Genomic DNA, 22,295 nt, shown 5'->3' with positions numbered 1-22,295 from the left:
ATTCACCTCATCTTTCCTGTTTCTCGATGTAGTTTTGCTTAATGACATGCGTCGCCCGCTCGTAGTCGCTGGCAACGTAAGCAGCGTACAGGGCATCGACAACCATAAGCTGGGCCATACGCGAAGCCATGGCACCGCTGCGGACCAAGGGCTCACTCGCAGCGACGCCGAGCACGGCATCGGCCATAGCGGCAAGCTTGGACGACCCATCTACTTTGGTCACGGCCACAACGGGACAGTTGTGACGTTGAGCCTCGACGGTGCAGTCCAGCACTTCTTGCGTTAAGCCCGAGTAGCTAAAGGCAATTGCCATATCGCCCTCATGCATGTTCTTTGCACACAGGAGCTGATCATGCCAGTCGTCGTACAGATGGCACTCTTTGTCGACACGCATGAGTTTTTGCGCCAGATCGTGCGCAACCAAACGAGAGGCACCGATACCGAACAGATTGACCGCGCGTGCCCGTTTAAGATGGGCCGCGCATCGCTCCAAGACGGTGTAATCGAGCGTTCGCGCCGTCGCCTCGATCGTGCGCACGTTGCTTTTCATCACCTTCCCCACGATACGTTCGACGCTGTCATCCATGGAGATGTCCTCGAGGGCAACGTCTTTCTTGTCACCCAAGAGTGCCAGTTCGGCAATCAGTTCGCGCTGGAACTCCTTGTAGCCCGCAAAACCCAAGCGCTTGCAAAAACGCAAAATGCTCGAGGGCGAGGAGAACGTGGCGTCGGCAAGACTGCGGACGGACAGCCCGACCACCTCGTGCGGATGAGCGCTCACGTATGCGATGACATTGCGTTCCGCCGGACTCGCGCTGAGCTCGCGCTCGCGAAGCCTTAAAAGCAATCCGTTTGCCATCTCAAACACCTCCGTTGAGAAGAATTAAAGACCAACGAACGATTCGTACCGGATACAAACAGCTTTTACGGTACATTGTGCCGCATCGTGGCGCACAAAGGGCGAGCGTTCTACCGCTCGCCCCTCAAATCCGACCGCTCGGAAATACGCGCGACACAAAATAATTCAACAAGGTCGCATTATCAGAAACGGGTTTGTTACCGGTTAGCGCCTCGCATGGGCGCCAATCGGCCGAGTCGCATAGTGCACCAACGCCGCTGCCAGCAATACCAGCAGCATCGCGGTGACATAGCCCGCAGCATCGAATCCTAAATCGATAACGTCGAAATGCCTGCCGGGAACAAAGATCTTATGTACCTGATCGCCAACGGAGCAGACGGCGCAAAAGAGCAACACGGGCACGCAACGGGAGCACACGCTCCACGGACGCCCGGAAAAGCAAACCACGACCACCGAGGCGAACAATCCGACGAAGAAAAACTCTACGGTATGGGCAACGCGACGGACGTTCGCGCCCACCCACATGCGAATGGAAGCAAGTCGGCCAGACCGTACATTCGAGGCAGCCGAATCGGTGCCCCCGGTCATTCCGCTCTCCGTCTGAGCTTCACCCGTGGCATCGGCAGCCTGTACGCCCGTAGCTTGACCCTCCACCACACGCGCGGTGGACTCGCTCAGCAACGACGTCTCCACCGCATTTTGCTCCGTCAGCACCCAGATGCCCGCCAGCGTTGCAGCGAACAGAACGATCGCGGTCCATCCGATTATTTGTTTTACGCGCGCCAAGGGCCTACCTCCTTTTTTGAATATCAGCGAGTGTAGCCCCAAATGACATCGCCACCGTATCAAAATTTGAATCGCAACAGGAAGCGCCAAAGCGGCGCAAACCCCTACCCCGCCTCGCGCATCCAGCGATCGAACGTCCCCACGCACACGCCCAGGCACTTTGCTGCCTGGCTGCGGGTAATATCGCCTGCCTCATAGCTATCGCGTACCAGCTCAAACTGAGGAGGGCACGGCTTGCGAGGTCGACCGAAACGGACCCCTCGCGCCCGCGCCGCCGCAATCCCCTCCGCTTGGCGCCGATGAATATTCTCGCGCTCCACCTGCGCCACGTAGCTCAGCAGTTGTAGCACAATATCGGCAATCAGGGTATTGGTCACATCCGGCGCGCCGCTGGCCCTGGCGCGCGTGTCAAGCAATGGCATGTCCAACACCACAATGGCAACCCCGAGCTCCTTGGTAATGCGTCGCCATTCCTCAAGAATCTCGGAGTAATTACGGCCAAGTCGGTCGATAGAAAGCACCACCAGCACGTCCCCGTCTCCCAGGATGTGCAGCAGCTCGCGATACCGCGGGCGATCGAAGTCCTTGCCGCTCGCATGGTCGGCATAAATATTCGCCGAGCCCACGCCATAGGCGCCCAGCGCATCCAGCTGCCGATTTAGATTCTGATCGCGCGAACTCACCCGCGCATAACCATACACCGTCGCCATCTCATCCCCGCTTTCTTGTAAACCTGCCAAAAAGGGACAGGTTTATTTTGGTAGGTTTTACCTCTCGAATAGCAGGTAAGCGGGCGGCCGAGCAGACGGCAAGGTAGCCATGATCCAAATGCGGAGGGCGGCCCCGAAAGACCGCCCTCCGCTCTCCCGCCATGAGTCGAGATTTGGCTAATGGATAAGCTTAAAGTCCAAGTGCCCACGCGTGGTATTGACGCGCGAGACCTCGATAATCACGCGCTGACCCAGTTCATAGCGAGTCCCCGTGTCGGCACCTGTGAGCGTGAGCGCATCCTCGTCGAACTCGAACCACTCGTTGCCCAGGCTCTTGATCGAAACCAAGCCTTCGACCTGCGTCAGGTCCAAGCGCACAAAGAGGCCCATGCTGCTGACCCATGAGACCGTTCCGGCATAGCGCTCGCCCAGGCGATCCTCATAGTACTGGGCAATCTTGATCTTTTGCGTCGCATGGCCGGCGGCATCGGCCGCACGCTCCGCATCGCTGCACGCACGGCAAATCTGCGGCAGAATGCGCGGCAGCGACTCGCGCCCCTTGCCGATCAGCCGCGGCGTACGGACCAAGGCGTCCTTGCCGCCGAGCTGCTCATAGGCCAACTGCAGTTTGAGCACGCGGTGCACCACCAGATCGGGGTAGCGACGGATGGGACTCGTAAAGTGGCAGTAGCACGGCGCGGCGAGCGCAAAGTGGCCCTCGTTGCGCGGCTTGTACAGCGCGCGCTGCATGCTGCGCAGAAGCAGCGTGTTGACGAGCGGTGCGTTGGCCGTACCGGCGGCAGCATCAACTGCAGCCTGCAGCTCATCGGGACTCCCCAGGGCAATACCGGCAGCACGGCGATCGTCGATGATGCCCAGCTGCGCCAGCGCAACGGCGGCACCGTGCAGGCTATCGGGGCTCGGATCCTCATGCACGCGATAGCAGGCCTCGATATCACGGTCTGCCAGCCACTCTGCAACGCACTCGTTGGCGAGCAGCATGGCTTCCTCGATAAGCGACGTGGCACACGAACGCTCGCGCGCCACAATCTGCACGGGTACTCCGTCCTCATCCAATAGAGCGCGAATCTCGGCCGTGTCAAAATCGACTGAGCCGCGGACGCGACGAATACGACGGCGAAGTTCGGCGAGTTCGTTGGCGGCGACAAGGTAATTGCCGAGGTCGACGTTGCAGCCGCGGGCGGCCTTCTCGCACGCAAGACCGCGCTCAAGCGCCTCCTCGCGCGAGGCCTCAGCAGCCGCAACATCCTCGGCCGCACCCTCCAGCACCCCATACTCCACCGCGCCGGCACGCACCAGCAGCGCCTCGGCGCCGTCATAGTCCATACGCACACGCGAGCGAATCACGCTGGGGTACGGATCGTAATGCCGCACGCGACCCTGCGCATCGAGTTCAATGTCAACGGTAAACGCAAGACGGTCCTCGTCAGGGCGAAGCGAACACAGGTCATTGGACAGGCGTTCGGGCAGCATGGGAAGCACGCGATCGGCCAGATACACCGATGTCGTACGATGGCGAGCCTCAAGATCGATATGCCCGTCCCAAGCCACATAGTGAGAAACGTCAGCGATATGCACACCCAGCTTGTAGCCACCCTCGGACGTGCGCTCAAGCGAAATGGCATCGTCAAAGTCGCGCGCGTCGACCGGGTCGATCGTGATGACAAAGCGGTCGCGCAGATCGCGGCGGAGCGGGTCCTTAAGCGCCGCGGACACATCGAGCGAAAGCCCCTCGGCCTCGTCCAGCGCGGCCTCGGGATAGCTATCGGTATAGCCGTAACGCGCCATCACGTATTGAACGCCCAAATCGGGCGCGTCATCTCCGCCAATGCGGCGTTCGATCGTCACGGTGCCCGATTCCAGGCGCGTCGGGTAGGTCAAAATGCGCGCGACAACGGCATCACCCGGGTGGACGCCCAGACGATCCGCCGAGGTATCCTCGGGCAGAATGAAGAAGTCGGCCTTCAGGCGCGAATCGAGCGGCTCGATCACACCGAGCGGACCAGCGGTCTGGTACGTACCCACCACGCTTATGGCTGCGCGCTCAACCACGCCTTCGATCACGGCGCGCCGCTCACCGTGCGGGCTGTTCTTAATGCTCACGGCAACGGTATCGCCATCCATGATCTCGCGCGTACCGCGGCCCATAACCTTGTAGTCGCCGCTCTCGGTTATGACATAGGCGCCATGCTCATGGAGCTGCACGCGCCCGGTCAGGCTCGGACGGCGTTCGCTGCGCACCGGCCCGCGCTTATTGCGAGCTCCACGCTTATGCTTGTTATTGCGCCCCATGGCGCCTCCTTGCTATCGATGACGAACTCCAAAGAGTCTACCCAAATGATTCGCTTTCCTGCCGTCCCCTAGGGATCAAAAAACGGGCCGCCCCATAAGAGACGACCCGTTGGAAGGGATGAATTCCAGGCATGCCTACACGCGCAGGTAGCGGCGCATGGCTATGGCAGAACCAAAGAGACCGATAATCACACCGACCAGAATCAGCGCAGCATAGGTCACCAGGTAGTACTGCATCGGCAGGGCAAACGACATCCAGCCGATGCTCTCCTGCAAACGCGGAATCATCAGATTGCGCAGCAGCTCCAGAACGCCGATGGAAAGCAGCGAGCCCAAAATAGCCTGCAGTACGCCCTCGGTGATAAACGGGCCGCGAATGAAGCCGTTGCTGGCGCCGACCAGACGCATAATCGCAATCTCACGACGACGCGCCGTGATGGACAGGCGAATCGTGTTGTTGATGAAGATGAATGCGATAAAGGTCAGAAGGCCAACGAGCACCACGGCGGCGATGCGGATGTAGTTGGTCACCTGGAACAGGCGGCTCACTTCCTCCTGGCCGTACAGCACGCTCGCGTTGACGTCGCCGTCATCCGCGATCTTCTGGAAGTCGGCGTTCTTCTTGAGCTTCTGGGCCGTGCTCTCGACCTTGGACGGATCGTCCATCTCAATTGCAAACGAAGCCGGCAGCGGGTTCTGGCCATCGAGCGCGCTCATGGTAGCGTCGGCGTTGCCCGACATCTTGCTCGTATACTCGGCCAGCGCGTCGTCCTTGTCCTTATAGGTCACGGACTTGACGTTATTCCACGTCTTAAGCTCGGCCTCAAAAGCCTGGACATCGGCCTGATCGGCGTCATCGCTAATGAACGCGTTGATGACAACCTGATCCTCGACGGTGCCGATCACGGAGTTCAGCATCGCGGAGCCCATGATGAACAGGCCGATGATAAACAGCGAAAGGAAGATCGTGATGACGGCGCCGAGCGAGGTAGTCCAGTTACGGAAGAAGTGACTGATTGCCTCTTTGAAGGAGTAGCCCACGTTAGTTGGTGCCATAGTTGCCGTAACCTCCCCTCTCCTGGTCGCGGATAACGTGGCCGCCCTCGAGGGCGATCACGCGACGGTGCATGCTATCGACCATCTCGCGGTCGTGCGTGGCGACGATCACGGTAGTGCCGGTGCGGTTAATACGCTCGAGCAGCTTCATGATGCCCAGCGAGATCGCCGGGTCGAGGTTACCCGTGGGCTCGTCGCAGATCAGCAGCGGCGGACGGTTGACCATAGCGCGGGCAACGGCCACGCGCTGTTGCTCGCCACCGGAAAGCTGATCGGGCAGCGAGTCCATCTGATCGGCCAGACCGACCAGACGCAGCACCTCGGGCACCTGGCTGCGGATGACGCCCTTGGGCTTGCCGATGCACTGCAGGGCAAACGCCACGTTTTCGTAGGCGGTCTTTTGCGGCAGGAGCTTAAAGTCCTGGAACACGGCACCAATCTGACGACGCAGGAATGGGACCTTGCGGTTCTTGATCTTCATGAGGTCCTGGCCGGCGACCAAAATACGACCGCTTGTGGGCTTGACGTCGCGGTTGAGCGTCGACAGCAGCGTGGTCTTGCCCGAGCCGGAGTGACCGACCAAAAAGACGAACTCGCCCGGATAGATCTCGATGTTAATGTCGTCGAGCGCGGGCTTGTTGGGCTGCGCCGGGTAGATCTTAGTGACGTGCTCCATAAGGATGACGGGCTCGACACCGGCCTGCTTGGCCATCTTCTTGCGGCTAGCCTGCGGATCGATGGGCGCAAACACCGACGTAAAATCGGGGTTGTTGAGCGCGTTATCGAGGCTTGCGACCTCGGCGGCCTGATCGCTCTCGACCACCGGGGCAGCAGGCTGCGTGGGATCGGGAATAGCGGCAAAGAGACCGGACTGCGCAGGCTGAGGAACCGGCGTCGCAGGGGCCATGGGGTCGGGAATGCCGGCCATGGTAGGCTGCGGCGTGGCGGCGCCAGCCTGAGGCTGCTCCACGCGAGCGGTCACGGCCTGAACGGGCTCAAAACCCGCCGTGCCGGAAAGCGCGACATCGCTGGTGGGATTGTAGGCAAAGGGATCGGATGCCGGCTGTGCCTGATCTGCCGGCTGAGCGGGGGCCTGAGCAACAGGCTGGCCCTCTGAATCCGGAGTGGCGAAACGGCTGCCCTGGACGCCTGTCTGCGTCTTGGGGGCATCATCGCCCGCACCGGAGGTACGGAAGTGGTTACCCACTGGTGCTCCTTATCGTCGTGCGTTTAAACTACATGAGCGCTTTGTATTTTAGCAGCATTAGCTTTGCTGCACATAAGAAGCATGGCGTGCTTAGGGATCCCGTCGGCCCCCTTGAATATCAACTTCATCCGAACACCTCCCCCGTCCGCCTCAATCGGGTATACTTCAGTCATTGTGAAAAGCCCTAGGGCTTTTAGCGGCTGCGGGTACCTGTACCTTCAGCCGCATTTTTCTTATCTTTTGGAGCCGATATGGGAGATTCCGGCACCGCCACAACAAGGGAACGGCCACTCATCGGCGCCGCCCAGCAAGTCCGCCACCTCAAGGACCGAGGGGTCCGCTTCGAGCTGACAGACGAGCGGGAGGCCGAGCGGTTCCTGCGAGAGAGCAACTTCTTCTTCAAGGTGAAGGCGTTCGCGAAGTGCTTCTCCCGCTACACCAACCCCGACTCGGAGCACTTCGGCTCCTACATCAACCTCGACTTCGCCCACCTCGCCGAGCTCACGAGGCTCGACCACCACCTTCGCGAGACAGTCCTCTCCCTCACACTCGACATCGAGCACTACATGAAGGTCGAGCTCAACAAGATGATCATGGACGAGGGAGACGATCCCTACGAGCTCATGGCGTCCTTCTTCAATTCCGAGCGCGAGAGAAAGGTCAGGGTACTCGAGAAGAGGGTCGATCTCGACTCTGTTCGGTCGAAAGCCCCGACGGTCATGGGCCTGTCCGGAGACCTGGCCGCCCAGGACGCCGAGACCGTCATCTCCGCTCTAGCCTCCATTCTGCACCTTGCATCGGATTCGCTCGACGGGATAGACCCCGAGCACACCGAGAGGAGTCTCGCCGGGCTGGGAGGGTCCTCATACACCCGCGGGCTCATCGAGAAGTACGGAGACCCTGGACACATGGCGGTCGAGGAGCTGGGGATCGACCGCGAGCTCGTGTCACTCACTAAGAGAGCGCCCATCGTCCACGACTTCACCGCCCTCGCCCTCTGCTACATGCACATAGCCAAGAGCGAGAACGCAAGAGGGGACGCCGCCGGGCAGCTCCGAGCCCTGCGCAGACGATTCATGGCGCACAGGGACTACTTCTCCAAGCAGGGCGAGCTGAAGAACGGCCTGGCCATGCTCAGCGAGGTCATGGACAAGACGGCTGACCGGCTCTCACGGCCATAGCGGACACGTCTCGTAGCACCAGAAGTCAGCTCTCCGCATCCATCACCGCCCAGCCCACAGGTGCAATACTCGGAATAGATATTAGACAAGAGGGACAGGTGGCCTGATAGTCCCCCGATTTTGTCCTGCACTGCATCGAGGCGGAGGCATATACCGCCTTTCGAGCGCGCGTGACGCCGACGTATAGCAGGCCGATTTCCTCGATGAGCCCGTCTGGCGCTCTGCGCATCGACCCGAAGGCAAAGGGAGCCCAGAAGCTTGACGCTGCCATCAAGGCATGGCAGGACGCACAGGAGAACCTCAAGTCGGGGAAGATGACTCGGGACGGTTACGGTCTCCGGCGCGTCTCGTTCAAATGACCAGAGCGGTTTGGGAAAGCGAATAAGCTCCCTTTCCGCCTGCCACACCCTCGCATATCCGCCACTCACCGAGCATCGCTGACTGCGGTTTCCCCCATTGCATGGGACGTAAATTTCAAAATTCCGCGCACATCCCGGCGCCAAACCACGTTATGCCCTATAGGAGGTGAGGGAAGAGAATGCAAGGCTTTCCATACGGCAGCAACGGCAGGACGGACGCGCCAGGCCGCGAAAACGACTCTTTGGTGGGGCGCTTCGCAGAGGAGCACTACGACGAGGTATACCGCTACTGCGCGCGAAGGCTCCCCTCGAAAGAGGATGCCCGAGACGTGACTCAGGAGGTGTTCCTTCGACTCGTGCGGAGCGATGCGCTATACGCCGAGCATGGAAAGCCCCTCGCGTATCTCTACACCTGCGCGCGCAACGTCTGTGCCGACTTCTACCGAGGCCAAAAACCGGTTGGCACCTTGGACGAGGACGATGCGCCGGCAATTCCTGACGCGCGGCATGTGGACATGGACGGACGGCTGATCATGGCAGACGCCCTTGCCCGCCTTACGGAAGAGGAGCGCGAGATCATCGAGCTGCGCTACGGCCAGGACCTGCCTATGTCCGACATCTCCGCCGTGACGGGGAAGTCGAGGTTCGCCCTCTATCGAATCGAGCGGCGCGCGCTCGGCAGGCTCAAGGAACTGATGGGAGAAGGCCATGAATGACTCGAAGCTAAAGGATGCGCTGAGGAGCTACTACGCCGCTGACGCGGCATCCCCCGACGCTTCGGCGCGCAAGCGCACCTTGCTGCTCGTGGAAGCAGAGGCGGCTCGCGCCTGCGGAGGCGCGAGGGAGGCGGGTTACATCCCGCTCTGGCGGTTCGTCGCGAGCCAGGTTCGGTTCGTGCGTCCCTGGGCATGGATGCTCCAGATCGCGCTTCTGGCATGCATGCTCGTTCTCGTCGGTGAGATCGGCCCGCACTCGGGAAGCCCCATCGTCGTCATGGCGGCATCGGCCCTCTCGGTTGCCATAGCGGCACCATCGGTATTCAAGAGCTTCGAGACCCGCGTCTGCGAGATGGAGTACTCATGCCGGTTCAGCTGCGTGCAAGTGCTGGCGAGCAGGCTTTTGCTTTTCGGCCTGGCCGACGTGCTTTGGATTACGCTCGCCGTTGCGGCAGTGCCAGCGCTCGCGGGGATCGACGCGCTTCGCGTACTGCTGTACGCATGCACGCCGTTCTTCTGCTCGTGTGCCACCTGCTTCTATGCGGCGCGCCGTCTGCCGGGCAACTCGCTCGTCGCCAGCGTCGCTCCCGCGATGTCCGTACTCGCGGCGCTCTGGCTGCTGAGCGCGACGTTCCCCCTCTGGTACGAGGGTGCGTCTCTCGCCGTATGGGTCGCGGCGCTCATGGCCTCCATGGCGCTCGCCGCCCTGGAGGCGTCAAGGCTCATGCGCTGCGTCTCGGGCGGCCTCTCGCCACACCTGTCAAAGGCGGCGCTCTAGCTCTCCTCCTGCTTATCTGCAACATCGAACGAAGGACAAGGAACGAACATGGAACTCAGGCTCGACAGGCTCACCAAGCAGTTCGGCAGCCATATCGCTGTCGATCGCGTGAGCTTCAGCTTCACGCCCGGCGTCTACGGCCTACTCGGGGCCAACGGCGCGGGCAAGACCACGCTCATGCGCATGATATGCGACGTCATGAGGCCGACATCGGGAAGCGTGCTGTTCGGGGGCACCCCCATAGACCAGCTTGGCGACGGCTATCGGGCGCGCCTCGGGTACCTGCCCCAGGACTTCGGCTACTACCCGGATTTCACGGCTTGCGACTTCATGATGTACCTGGCATCGCTCAAGGGGCTCACCGCGCAGCAGGCGAAAGTGCGCACGCGCGAACTCTTGGGCGTTGTCGGCCTCGCAGAGGCCGCAAAGCGGAAGGTCAAGACCTTCTCCGGCGGCATGAAGCAGCGGCTCGGCATCGCCCAGGCGGTGCTCAACGACCCGTCCGTCCTCGTGCTCGACGAGCCCACCGCGGGGCTCGACCCCAAGGAGCGCGTCCGCTTCCGCAACCTCATATCCTCTCTCGCCCAAGACAAGATCGTCATCCTCTCCACGCACATCGTCTCGGACGTGGAGTACATCGCCGACGAGATTCTCGTGATGCGCGCTGGCGGCATCATCACGACGGGCACGGTCGAAGAGATCACGGGGGACATCGGGGGATGCGTCTGGGAGTGCGCTGTCGCTCCGAGGGAGGCAGACGCCATGTCGGCATCGCTCACGGTGGGCAACATCCACTACGCCCAGGACGGCTCTGCCATCGTTCGCGTGGTGGCGCAGCAGCGTCCGCATCCGAGTGCGCGCGCCGTGGAGCCGACGTTGGAGGACGTCTGCCTCTACCTCTTCCAAGAGCAGTCCGGGTGCCTGCCGGTTTCGCAAACGAAAGCGGAAGTGGGGCAGGACGCAATCGCACGCAGGAAAGGAGCGCACCGTGGGTAGCCTCATCAGATACGAGCTCAAGAAGATGCTCTCAAGGCGCGTCTCGCAGGTCTCTATAGCAGCCGTCCTGGTGTTGGTCGCGGTCATAGCCTTCTTCTACGTAACGTCCCAGTACGCCCTCGAACCCAAGGAGATGGGCACCGAATTCGAGGGCACTGCCGCCATCGCCCAGATAAAGGCAAACGCGGAAGCGCTCGCAGGCCCCATCACCGACAAGAAGGCCACCGAGGCGCTCCGCGAGTTCAAGGAGTTCGTCGGTCCGGACGGCGAGGTCAAGGAAGAGTACAGAATGGACAGAAAGCCCTACGGGGAAAAGGCGGACGAGTACTGGGAGTTCAGAGCGAAGAACGGCTCCCTTATGGCGCTGCTGACAAGCCCTTGGATGCAAGACAACCAGATGCCCGTGTCCGCGGTAGCCACTATCGACACGACTGGCACCGTCGACCTCTACGGACAAGTCCGCTCGAAGATAGTCTCCGAGCTCCACGCGAACGGGGCCCTCTCGTACAACGACGAGGAGAGGGCGTTCTGGAGCGAGAAGGCGCAAGGTGTGCACACGCCCATCGAGTACGGATACGCAGGAGGGTGGGCGGAGTTCCTCAACCTCGCCCAGTTCCTCATATTCGCGATGCTCGCAGTCGTGATAACGTGCGCATCGGTGTTCAACGGGGAGTACCGGGCCAAAACCGACGCCATCCTGCTGTCCACCAAGTTCGGCAAATCAAGGCTCGGGCGCGCGAAGGCGGCAGCCTCTGTGATCGCGGCAAGCGCCATATACTGGGTCTTCACACTCGTCTTCCTGGCAATACCGCTCGTCTTCTACGGAGCCGACGGCGCAGGTCTACCCATCCAGATCTGCAACATCACATGCACCTACGGCATAAGCCTGTCAGCCGCCGCCCTCATATGCTGCCTCGTCGGGTATCTCGCAACCCTCGCCCTCCTTGGGATAGTGCTTGCGCTGTCGGCCAAGGTAGACAGCCCCATGGGAATCCTCGCAGCCGGCGTTGCTCTCATCTTGATTCCGATCTTCGTGCCGACGATGACGAGCAGCATCGCGAACCACATCATCTACCTGTTCCCCTACGACGCACTGAACCCCTTGAACCTCTTCGACATGGTCTCGTACGCCATAGGCCCTGTCGTGGTCGAGCTCCCCGTGTTCCTCGCTGCTTTCTACCTTCTGCTTTTCGCGGCGGGCATTGTTCTCGCGATAAGGACGTTCAAACGCCATCAGGTTGCCTGATGATGTCAAGCAGAGCCGTTGCCGCCAAGAATGCATGAATCGGCGAACCTTCGAGTGATTGCGTACCATCTGGGCGAAGGTGGATTGTCTGAAGGCGGGAGTTAATCCCGCCTTCTTGTTATCGCGCCGCCGATTTAGCTCGCAACGCCCTGGCCTGCGGGTGCCAGCCCCGAAATTTACTCCCTCTTTCTGACCTGCGGAAACTCACGTATGTCAGGGCGAAATCCTCTCCGATTCGCCTCTGGCTGTTAGGGTTTAGGGCTGAACGTTGCGCAACTGCGCCCTGGCCCGACCGTAAAACCTCTCTAACTTCTTTCCCCGCCGCCTTCAAACACAAAGCCGGGGTGCCCTCCACATGGAAGGCGCCCCGGCTTATTCGTTACCCAATGCGAAAAGCGGCTCTCAAGTTAAGGCCAAAGCAGACCGCCTTATGCCAAGAACTCCTTGGTGGTCGCCACGATGTTGGCGGCGTCCAGGCCGTACTTGTGCAGGAGCTCGGCACCCGGGCCGGACTCGCCGAAGGTGTCGTTGACGCCAATCTTCTTGAGCGGCGTCGGGCACTGCTCACACAGAACGTCGGCAACGGCGCTGCCCAGGCCACCGATCACGGAGTGCTCCTCGACGGTCACGACGTGGCCGGTCTTGGTGGCGCTCTTGACGATCAGGTCGGCATCGATGGGCTTGATGGTGTGCATGTTGATGACCTCGGCATCGATGCCCTCGGCAGCGAGCTGCTCGGCGGCCTCGAGGGCCTCGCCAACCATTAGGCCGCAGGCGATGATGGTGACGTCGGTGCCCTCGCGCATGACGATGCCCTTGCCTACCTCGAACTTGTAGGTCTCGGGGTCGTTGATGACCGGCGAGGCCAGACGGGCAAAGCGCATGTATACGGGGCCGTCGCACTCGTAGGCGGCGCGCGTCACGGCACGAGCCTCCACGTCGTCGGCGGGAACGATAACGGTCATGCCGGGGATGACGCGCATGAGAGCGATATCCTCGCAGCACTGGTGCGTGGCGCCGTCCTCGCCCACCGAGATACCGGCGTGCGTGGCACCGATCTTAACGTTAAGGTGCGGATAGCCGATGGAGTTGCGGACCTGCTCAAAGGCGCGGCCAGCGGCAAACATGGCAAAGGTGCTCGCGAAGGCGACGCGGCCGGTGGTCGCGATACCGGCGGCAACACCCATCAGGTTGCTCTCGGCAATGCCCACATCGAAGAAGCGGTCGGGGCAGGCTGCCTTAAACTTGCCGGTCTGCGTGGCGGCGGCCAGGTCGGCGTCGAGGACCACAAAGTCATCGTGCTCGTTGGCGAGCTCGACGAGGGCCTCGCCGTAGCTTACGCGCGTGGCGATTTTCTTGACGTCTGCCATCCTAGAGCTCCTCTCCGGCGGCCGTGAGCTCTGCCATGGCCTGCTCAAACTGTTCATCGTTGGGGGCCTTGCCGTGCCAACCCACCTGGTTCTCCATAAAGGAAACGCCCTTGCCCTTGGTGGTCTCGGCGATGATGGCGGTCGGCTGACCCTTGGTGGCGCGGGCCTCGGCAAAGGCGGCGCGGATCTGATCGAAATCGTTGCCGTCGGCGAGCTCCACCACGTGGAACTTGAAGGCGCGGAACTTGTCGGCGAGCGGCATGGGGTCGTTGACCTCCTCGACGGGGCCGTCGATCTGCAGGCCATTGTGGTCGACGATCACGCAGAGGTTATCGAGCTGCTGGTTGCCGGCAAACATGGCGGCCTCCCAAACCTGGCCCTCCTCGCTCTCGCCGTCGCCCAGCAGGGCGTAGGTGCGATAGTCGTCGCCCCAGTGCTTGGCGGCAACGGCCATGCCCACGGCGGCGGAGATGCCCTGGCCGAGCGAACCGGTGGACATATCGACGCCCGGGGTGTCGTTCATGTTGGGGTGACCTTGCAGGTGGCTGCCGATGTGGCGCAGCGTCTCGAGATCCTCCTTGGGGAAGAATCCGCGCTCGGCGAGCACGGCGTACAGACCAGGCGCGCAATGACCCTTGGAAAGCACGAAGCGATCGCGGTCGGCCTTGCGGGGGTCGGCCGGGTCGACGTTCATTTCCTCAAAGTACAGATAGGTCATGATGTCGGCAGCGCCGAGCGAACCGCCCGGATGGCCGGACTTGGCAGCGTGCACGCCGGTGACGATGCCCTTCCTTACCTCGTTGGCAACCTTTTTGAGCTCTTCGTCGCTCATTGTGCCTTCCTTTCATCCTCTTAAGACAAGATGCGCACGGCACGGAAAGGTAGTCCCAACACAGCCGCGATGCACGTACGTCATTCATTATGCTGGAAACTGGAAGCTTTACCAGAGTATTTATCATTATTTGAACAATTGAGCAGGCAGAACCGCTGATGAAACGGTTTATCAATGTGAACGTCTTTTGGATGGAACGCAGTCGGCCCTACGCGTTAATGTCCTTGAATCCCTCACCGAAGGTTTCCGTAACGTCGGCGACCGTCACAATGGCGTGAGGATCGCGCTCGCGCACGATCGTTTTGAGGGTGTTGAGCTCGCGGCGGCTCACAATGACCATGATCACCGGCTTCTCGGCGCCCGAGTACATGCCGGTCGCCTTAAACTTGGTGCAGCCGCGACCCAGGCCATACATGATGTCGGCCGCAATATCGGGAAACTTGTCCGAGATGACGAGTACCATACGGCGCCTGTTGCCGCCGTCGACCACGGCATCGATCACGTAGCCGCTAATGACCATCGAAAGGCCCGCATACAGCGCGTTTTCGACCGAGAAGACCGGGGCCGACAGCGCGCACACGGCAACGTCGATCGCCATGACGGTGGAGCCCACCGGTAGTGACGTATTGCGCGAGATAATCTGACCGATGGTGTCAGAGCCGCCAGTGTTGGCACCGGCGCGTAGCACCATGCCGTAGCCAATGCCCGTGATAATGCCGCCCCACATAGCGGGCAGCATCAGGTCGGCATGTGCCAGCGGCGCCACAAACGGAGCGAACAGGTCGGTGAAAAAGCCCAGCAGCACAAAGCCCGTCGCCGTCTGTATCACGTAGAACATGCCACCCTCGCGCATAACGACCAGCAGCAGCAAGGCATTCATCACGATGGTTTGAATACCGACAGGCAGCGAGATGCCATGCGAGGCGCCGACCGCCTGGATAATCGTGGCGAGACCCGTAACGCCGCCGGCAGCAAGACCGTTGGGAATCAAAAACAGGTCCGTCGCGATAGCTGCCAGGGCGCAGCCAAACATGATCTTGGGCAAGTCATGAAAGAAGTTCAGCGAAAGAATGCGCTTGATGTCCAGACGATATGCCATGCTGCCTCCCTCAAAAAAGCGCACCCAAACGAGTGCGCTTTGAACTTCTTACTGTATTCGATTCTACCGATTCACCGGGCAAATACCACCCCTGCGAAGTGTTTGCATCGACCCGGAGCCAATCATGTGCCTAGGCAGACGATGCTTCCGCATCGGCGTTGCCGGTTGCCCAACGATGGTAGCCGATCACAAACGGATCCAGATCGCCATCGTCGAGAACGGCCTCGACGTTGCTGGTCTCCACGCCCGTGCGCAGGTCCTTGACCATCTGATACGGGTAGAGCACGTAGCTGCGAATCTGGTTGCCAAAACCGATCGTGGTCTTGGGCCCGCGAATCTCATCCAGGGCCTCGGCGCGCTTCTCGAGCTCGATCTCGTACAGACGGGCCTTGAGAATCTGCATGCACGCGGCCTTGTTTTGAATCTGGCTGCGCTCGTTTTGGCAAGTGACAACGATGCCGCTGGGAAAATGCGTCACGCGTACGGCAGAGTCGGTGGTGTTGACGCCCTGGCCGCCCGGACCGCTCGCGTGATACACGTCCACGCGGATATCGTCGGGACTGATCTCGATGTCGATATCGTCAGGCAACACGGGAATGACCTCGACGCCGGCAAACGTGGTCTGGCGGCGCTTCTTATCATCGGTGGGGCTGATGCGTACCAGGCGGTGAACGCCGGCCTCGGCGCGCAGCATGCCAAACGCGTCCTTGCCCTCGACGGTAAAGGTCGCACGGTCGATGCCGATGACCTCAGCCGCGGGGCAGTCGTTAATGGTGACCTTCCAGCCGCGACGCTGGCAGTACTTCATGTACATCTTAAAGAGCATGAAGGTCCAGTCCTGTGCCTCCAGGCCACCCTGTCCGGGCTTGATGGTCACAATCGCGTCGCCGTGATCGAACTCACCGGTAAACCAGCTCGAAAGCTCGAGCTCGTCGATAGCGCGGGCCAGGCGTTCTGCCGTAGCGGCAGCCTCCTCGCGCAATGCGGCGGCATCGGGGTCGTCGCCCATCTCCTCGGCAAGCTCCAGCGCCGCGCGGGCGTCAGATAGCTCGCCGCGCGCGGTATCCACGGCAGCGATATCTTCCTTGGCGCGAGCGATCTCCTCCATGGTGGCGCGAGCGGCGTCGGCGTCATCCCAAAAGCCGGGGGCCACGCTTTTTGCCTCGAGCTCGGTCACGCGCGTGCGCTTCTCGTCCAAATGAAGATACGACTCGACCTCGCCGAGCCGGTCCGCAAACGCGTCCAGCTCGGCGGGCGTTACCTCTAAAGCCTCGGCCATTAACGATTCCTGCCGTGGCAGTACTTGAACTTCTTGCCGCTGCCGCAGGGGCAAAGGTCGTTGCGGCCCACGTTGACATAAGGGTCATCGCTCTCGGACTTGCGGTAGGTGGTCACCTTGCCGCCGTTGTTGACAGCAGCCGGGCCTCCCTGGACGGCCGTGCGGGCCTGAACCTGTGCCTGCTTGCGCAGCACCGAGCTGCCGTTGTCGCCATCGACGTCGGCGGGGCCGGAGAAGCGCGCACCCTCGAGCGCGGGGTCCTCCTTGTGCTCCACGGCCTGCGGGGCGGCCTTGATCTCGATGCGCAGAACGGTGCGCAGGTAATCCTCGTACATGGTGTCAACGAGCATCTGGAAGGCACCATAAGCCTCAGTCTTGTACTCGACCAGCGGGTCGCGCTGGCCAAAGCCGCGCAGTCCGATACCGGTCTTGAGGTAGTCCATCTCCTGCAGGTAGTTCATCCAGCGGGTATCGATGACGCGCAGCATGACCTGGGTGTTGAGCTCGCGCATGAGGTCCTCACCCAGGCGCTCGGCCTTCATGTTGTAGCACTTCTCAACGTAGGCCAGGACATCGGCAGCCAGGGCCTCGAAGTCCTCGTCGGGGAACTTGGGCGTGTCGATATGCCCGGTGAGCTCCACGACCCACTTGCGCAGGCCCTCGAGATCGCGCTCGCCATCGTGGCTGTCCTTGGTGCAGAACTCCTGAACACAGCGGTACACGGTATCGTGCATGACCTCGGTGATGTGATCGGTCAGGTCCTTGCCGTCCAGAATCTTGTTGCGCTCGGCGTAGATGACCTGGCGCTGCTTGTTCATGACGTCGTCGTACTCAAGAACGCTCTTGCGCATGGAGAAGTTGATGCTCTCGACCTTGTGCTGGGCGTTCTCGACGGCCTTGGAGATGATCTTGTGCTGGATGGGCATGTCGTCGCCCATGTCGGCGGTAACCATCATCTTGGAAACGCGGTCCATCTTGTCGCCGCCGAACAGGCGCATGAGGTCGTCCTCGAGCGACAGGTAGAACTGAGTCTCGCCCGGATCGCCCTGACGACCGGAGCGGCCACGCAGCTGGTTGTCGATACGACGGGACTCATGGCGCTCGGTGCCGATGACGGTCAGGCCGCCGGCGGCAAGCACGCGCTCGCGTTCGGCCTTGCAGGTCTCCTTGGCCTCAGCGTTAAACTGCTCGAGCTGCTCGGGCGTCACGTCCTCCATGGTCAGGCCCTCGTACTCAAGGCGCTCGCGCACCAGCTCGTCGGGATTGCCACCCAGCAGGATGTCGGTACCACGACCGGCCATGTTAGTAGCGATGGTCACGGCGCCGTAGCGTCCGGCCTGGGCAACGATATGAGCCTCGCGCTCGTGATGCTTAGCGTTGAGGACCTCGTGCGCGATACCGCGCTTGGTAAGGGCGGCCGACAGCTTCTCGGAGCTTTCGATGGAGACGGTGCCCACCAGGACCGGCTGGCCCTTGGCGTGACGTCGCTCGACGTCGTCGGCAACGGCGTTGTACTTGGCCTGGATGGTGCGGTACACCAGGTCCTCGTGGTCGACACGCTGAACGGGCTTGTTGGAGGGGATGACCTCGACGGGCAGCTTGTAGATCTCGCGGAACTCGGCGTCCTCGGTGAGTGCCGTACCGGTCATGCCGGAGAGCTTGTCATACAGACGGAAGTAGTTCTGCAGGGTGATGGTAGCCAGCGTCTGGTTCTCCTCGCGCACGAGCACGCCCTCTTTGGCCTCGATGGCCTGATGCAGGCCCTCGGAGTAGCGGCGGCCTTCCATGATGCGGCCGGTGAACTCGTCGACGATTTTGACCTCGCCGTTGGTGACCACGTATTGCTTGTCGCGGTGGAACATGTACTGGGCCTTCAGCGCCTGCTGCAGGTGGTTGACCAGCTGGCCCGAGAGGTCGGCATAGATGTCATCGATGCCCAGGCGGCGCTCGATCTTCTTAAGGCCGCGCTCGGTGGCGGCGATGGTGTGCTTGGCCTCGTCCATGACGTAGTCGCCCGTGGGCTCGACGTCCTCGGTGGCGGTGAGCATGTCGTGCGACACGTCCTCACCGCGCTCCAGGCCGCGCACGGCGCGCGCGAAGTCCTTATAGGTGCTGGCGGACTTGGTGCCGGCGCCCGAGATAATCAGCGGGGTGCGAGCCTCATCGATCAAGATGGAGTCGACCTCGTCGACGATGGCGTAATGGTGGCCGCGCTGTACGCGCTGCTCGGGGCGGGTGACCATGTTGTCGCGCAGGTAGTCGAAACCGAACTCGGAGTTGGTGCCGTAGGTGACGTCTGCCTGGTAGGCCGGGCGCTTGAGTTCGAGCGGCATGTTGTTCTGGAGCAGACCGACGGTCATTCCCAGGTACTTGTAGATGCGGCCCATCCACTCGGAGTCGCGCTTTGCCAGGTAATCGTTGACAGTAACGACATGCACGCCCTTGCCAGCGATAGCGTTGAGGTAGCCGGCCAAGGTGGAGACCAGGGTCTTGCCCTCGCCGGTCTTCATCTCGGCAATGTGGCCCTCGTGAAGCGCCATGGCGCCGATAAGCTGTACATCAAAGTGACGCATGCCCGTGATGCGCTTTGAAGCCTCGCGCACGGTGGCAAAAGCCTCGGGGAGCATATCGTCGAGCGACTCGCCGTTGGCGTATCGCTCGCGGAACTTATCGGTCTGGGCGCGGAGCTCCTCCTCGGTCATCTTCTCAAACTGGGGCTCAAGACCGTTGATCTCGTCGACGATCTTGTAGTAGCGCTTCAGGTCCTTATCGGATCCAAAGGACAGCAGCTTTGACATGAATCCCATGTGGTTTTCCTTTTTGGCCATCGCCCACGCCGTGCAGCTGCGGGCGAGTTAAACACAGATGATTGTACTTTAGCCAAACAAGGCGCGGCCTATACGGTCGACCTCGACCGCCACGTAATAACTATGACCAACCTGCCACAATGGGACAGGTTTATTTTGGCAAGTTTTATCTGAGCAAACGCCGTCTCTCTGCCATTTGGTGCCACGGGGACAGGTTAGCTTGCACCAATAAAAAGAAAAGGGCCGCGCACCCAAACGGATGCACGGCCCTTATGCCATGAATGCGAGCGATTCCTCGGCGAGCTATTTACTCAGCAGCCTCGGTGGTCTCGGCCTCGGCAGCGGCCTCCTCGACGGGAGCCTCTGCGGGAGCCTCGGCGGCCTGCTTGGCAGCCTCCTCGGCAAACTTAGCAGCACGCTTGGCCTTCTCGGCAGCCTTAGCCTCAGCGGCGGCCTTGCGAGCGGCCTCGGCCTCAGCAGCCTTGGCAGCCTTGGCAGCCTTGGCCTCCTCGGCCTTCTTGAGCTGGGCGGCAGCGGCGCCACCGAACTTGTCGGCGAAGCGCTGGACGCGTCCACCGGTGTCGACGAACTTCTGCTGGCCGGTGTAGAACGGATGGCACTCGTTGCAAAGCTCAACCTTCATCTCGGACACGGTAGCGTGCGTCTTGAAGGTGTTGCCGCAGGAGCACGTCACCGTGCACTCGACATACTGGGGATGGATACCCTGCTTCATGGTAGGACTCCTTATTGGTCAGGCGCTGGTTACCGATCAGCGCATAAGGCGTCTTGGTTTCCGACCAAGACAACAAACTCGGCTATGGTACCACGGCGCCGCGTGTCCCACAAAAGGTTCACGGTCTTTTCGGCACAACACGAGCTGGACCTTAAATATCAACTTCATCCGAACACTCCCCCACATTCATCCCTCGTATATATCGAGATATTCCTGCTTGAGCGTCTGCGAGGACGACTTGATCTTTTCCACGAGCGTGCCGGCCTCGATGAAGTAGAACGAGTTGGTGAGGTCTGCCAGGTCGTCGAGCAGATGGCTTGAAATGAGCACGCTTCGTCCCCGCGCCACCTCGCTGCGCATCGCGTCGCAGGAGGTTTTCCGCTTTCCCGGATCGAGGCCGTTCAGCGGTTCATCGAGGATGAGGTACGGGCAATCGGTCGATATCGCCATGGCAAGCTTTACCTGCTGCTTCATTCCTGTCGAGAGTTTACGGGTCGGCTTGTCGAGATATGGGGAGATTCCGAGGGAGCTGCAGAGCGAGTCGATGTCGGCGGCCGATTTCCACGCCTCCCCAACGAAAGCAAGGTGCTCGAGGGCTGATAGCGTGGGGTAAAGATCCGTGCCGTCTGAAGAGCTCAGGTAGACGAGTTCTGCAAATTCGGCTGATTGACGTTGGCTGATTCCGTCTGCCGCCAGGCTTCCCGAGCGGATGCGGGTGGGAAATTGGCCCGACAGCGCTTCAAGAAGGGTGGTTTTCCCCGAGCCGTTGGGAGCAACGAGGCCCGCCGCCGTTCCCGGGCTCAGGAAAAGCGACCCGATTGAAAGTATCGTCGTGCTTCCGTATCCCACGCTCGCGTCTAGAAGCTCGAGCCCATGGTGCTTTTTCGCGGGTCCAGGCTGTTTGGGCGAACGTGTCGCAACGGCGCCGACCGCAAGAAAGACCGCGACGTATGCCAGGGCCACGGCAAGCATCGATGCGCTGCCTGAACCGGAGCCGATGAATTCTGTCGGGAAGCATCCTACGTAGCCCGTTGCCTCGATAGGCGAGAATACGGCCAGCGGCAGGAGATTGAGCGCGGCATTATGCCCTAGTGCCGAATCGGACAGTAGCGGGAATGCCGGGGCCGCGACAAGCAGCGCGGAGGTGAGGGGGCCCGCGAGGACGCGCCTCGTTGCGGTCGATATGACGGCGGAGCAAACGGATATCAAGGTTCCGCCCGCAAGCAGCGCGAGAAGCAGGGCTGTGAAGACGTTTCCCGCGGTCGTGGTGGTAAGCGCGCCGTCATGGAAGAAGGCGATCGGGTACCCAATTTGCCCGAAGCCGTTTAGGGCCAAGGCGTAAATGCCCCCGGGTGCGAGGCCGGCGAGGAGCATCGCGGTCCCCGCGACGATTATCGAAAACACGATCCGGATAAGGCGCCGGAATTTGGGCGCGGGCGCCTTCGCCGCCAGGGTCCCGGGCCTTGTGGCCCCGAGCAGGAGTATCGACGAGAGAAGGAAGGGAATGAAGGGAAGGAAAGACGGCACCATGGCAATGGCGTAAGGCAGGAAGGAAAGGAATGGCAGATCGCTTGCGGAGGCCGGGATATCCGTGATGCCGGAGCTGCTCAGGGCACGGCAATATGCGAGCTCCGCGTCATTGGTCTCTCGGTCTCCCACGATGGATCCGGATTGGAAGCCTTCGCCCATGAGCGCGTAGTAGCTCTCGGCAGAATCGAGAAAGGCGGCGTCGGTTTGAGCGGCAAGGGCGGCGTTCGCGTATCTTGCAAGCTCCGCGTCGACTTGCTGCTCTGGAGATAGGTCTGTGCCGCTGGCCTGGGGCGCGCGCGTATTGAATGCGTCGACAAAGCCCTGCATGCCCTGCTTCATAAAGAAGGGCCCGTAGATGGGTGAATTGAACGCAATGGGGATGGAGAAGGCCGCGGCGAGAACGAGCGTACAAATCCATACGGCCCTGTCTCTTAGGAT

The 22,295-nt window shown here is 61.2% G+C and carries 18 protein-coding genes; 5 read left to right on the top strand and 13 right to left on the bottom strand.

The features are described 5' to 3' along the window. Window positions 1–7: 7 nt before the first annotated feature. From DW796_RS05160 to ftsE, 6 genes are all read right to left on the bottom strand, one after another. Window positions 8–859 (bottom strand): MurR/RpiR family transcriptional regulator, encoded by an 852-nt coding sequence (locus tag DW796_RS05160; protein ID WP_118094478.1) that lies wholly within the window; start codon window positions 857–859, stop codon window positions 8–10. Window positions 860–1,063: 204 nt separating this feature from the next. Beyond that, window positions 1,064–1,645 carry a VanZ family protein gene (locus DW796_RS05155; protein WP_158567697.1) on the bottom strand — a complete coding sequence of 194 codons (582 nt, stop codon included), beginning with the start codon at window positions 1,643–1,645 and terminating at the stop codon, window positions 1,064–1,066. Window positions 1,646–1,749: 104 nt separating this feature from the next. Beyond that, a complete protein-coding gene (locus DW796_RS05150; protein WP_117629497.1) occupies window positions 1,750–2,355 on the bottom strand; it encodes a recombinase family protein in 606 nt (201 codons plus the stop codon). A gap of 177 nt (window positions 2,356–2,532) precedes the next feature. Further along, entirely contained in the window at window positions 2,533–4,668 is a 2,136-nt protein-coding gene (locus DW796_RS05145; RefSeq protein WP_118094476.1) for a ribonuclease R family protein, read from the bottom strand. Window positions 4,669–4,803: 135 nt separating this feature from the next. After that, window positions 4,804–5,724: a permease-like cell division protein FtsX gene (ftsX, locus tag DW796_RS05140; RefSeq protein WP_089572231.1), complete on the bottom strand. Its 921-nt coding sequence runs from the start codon at window positions 5,722–5,724 to the stop codon at window positions 4,804–4,806. Then, the gene (gene ftsE, locus DW796_RS05135; RefSeq protein ID WP_117583023.1) at window positions 5,711–6,931 is read right to left on the bottom strand and encodes a cell division ATP-binding protein FtsE; all 1,221 of its coding nucleotides are present in this window, start codon (window positions 6,929–6,931) and stop codon (window positions 5,711–5,713) included. Before ftsE ends, ftsX begins: the two co-directional genes overlap by 14 nt. Before the next feature lie 251 nt (window positions 6,932–7,182). Between ftsE and DW796_RS05130 the strand changes: the two genes are divergently transcribed. From DW796_RS05130 to DW796_RS05110, 5 genes are all read left to right on the top strand, one after another. Next, a complete protein-coding gene (locus DW796_RS05130; protein WP_118094475.1) occupies window positions 7,183–8,112 on the top strand; it encodes an Abi family protein in 930 nt (309 codons plus the stop codon). A gap of 538 nt (window positions 8,113–8,650) precedes the next feature. After that, window positions 8,651–9,187, top strand: a complete 537-nt coding sequence (locus DW796_RS05125) for an RNA polymerase sigma factor (protein WP_118094474.1) — start codon at window positions 8,651–8,653, stop codon at window positions 9,185–9,187. Then, window positions 9,180–9,965, top strand: a complete 786-nt coding sequence (locus DW796_RS05120) for a hypothetical protein (RefSeq protein WP_118094473.1) — start codon at window positions 9,180–9,182, stop codon at window positions 9,963–9,965. The genes DW796_RS05125 and DW796_RS05120 overlap by 8 nt, the downstream gene beginning before the upstream one ends. 48 nt (window positions 9,966–10,013) lie before the next feature. Then, window positions 10,014–10,961, top strand: coding sequence for an ABC transporter ATP-binding protein (locus tag DW796_RS05115; RefSeq protein WP_118094472.1), 948 nt, complete (start codon window positions 10,014–10,016; stop codon window positions 10,959–10,961). After that, the gene (locus tag DW796_RS05110; RefSeq protein WP_118094471.1) at window positions 10,954–12,207 is read left to right on the top strand and encodes a hypothetical protein; all 1,254 of its coding nucleotides are present in this window, start codon (window positions 10,954–10,956) and stop codon (window positions 12,205–12,207) included. The genes DW796_RS05115 and DW796_RS05110 overlap by 8 nt, the downstream gene beginning before the upstream one ends. 428 nt (window positions 12,208–12,635) lie before the next feature. Here DW796_RS05110 and DW796_RS05105 read toward each other — a convergent pair whose 3' ends face one another. The 7 genes from DW796_RS05105 to DW796_RS05075 form a co-directional block, all read right to left on the bottom strand. Next, on the bottom strand, window positions 12,636–13,577 hold the full coding sequence (locus DW796_RS05105) for a transketolase family protein (protein ID WP_089572234.1): 942 nt from the start codon (window positions 13,575–13,577) through the stop codon (window positions 12,636–12,638). Between the two features lies 1 nt (window position 13,578). Continuing rightward, window positions 13,579–14,409: a transketolase gene (locus tag DW796_RS05100; RefSeq protein WP_099432020.1), complete on the bottom strand. Its 831-nt coding sequence runs from the start codon at window positions 14,407–14,409 to the stop codon at window positions 13,579–13,581. Window positions 14,410–14,617: 208 nt separating this feature from the next. After that, on the bottom strand, window positions 14,618–15,508 hold the full coding sequence (locus DW796_RS05095; RefSeq protein ID WP_118094470.1) for a YitT family protein: 891 nt from the start codon (window positions 15,506–15,508) through the stop codon (window positions 14,618–14,620). Between the two features lie 130 nt (window positions 15,509–15,638). After that, window positions 15,639–16,787, bottom strand: a complete 1,149-nt coding sequence (gene prfB / locus DW796_RS05090; RefSeq protein WP_117583026.1) for a peptide chain release factor 2 — start codon at window positions 16,785–16,787, stop codon at window positions 15,639–15,641. Next, window positions 16,787–19,594: a preprotein translocase subunit SecA gene (secA, locus tag DW796_RS05085; RefSeq protein ID WP_118094469.1), complete on the bottom strand. Its 2,808-nt coding sequence runs from the start codon at window positions 19,592–19,594 to the stop codon at window positions 16,787–16,789. The genes prfB and secA overlap by 1 nt, the downstream gene beginning before the upstream one ends. A gap of 307 nt (window positions 19,595–19,901) precedes the next feature. Then, window positions 19,902–20,327 (bottom strand): 50S ribosomal protein L31, encoded by a 426-nt coding sequence (gene rpmE / locus DW796_RS05080; RefSeq protein WP_006235303.1) that lies wholly within the window; start codon window positions 20,325–20,327, stop codon window positions 19,902–19,904. 186 nt (window positions 20,328–20,513) lie between these two features. Next, window positions 20,514–22,196 (bottom strand): ABC transporter ATP-binding protein, encoded by a 1,683-nt coding sequence (locus DW796_RS05075; protein ID WP_158567696.1) that lies wholly within the window; start codon window positions 22,194–22,196, stop codon window positions 20,514–20,516. Window positions 22,197–22,295: the final 99 nt, after the last annotated feature.

The sequence above is a fragment of the Collinsella sp. AM31-2AC genome (assembly GCF_003469285.1).
GTDB lineage: Bacteria > Actinomycetota > Coriobacteriia > Coriobacteriales > Coriobacteriaceae > Collinsella > Collinsella aerofaciens_AT.
The sequence above is the reverse complement of the archived record's forward strand: the minus strand, read 5'-3'. Positions and strand labels throughout refer to the sequence as shown.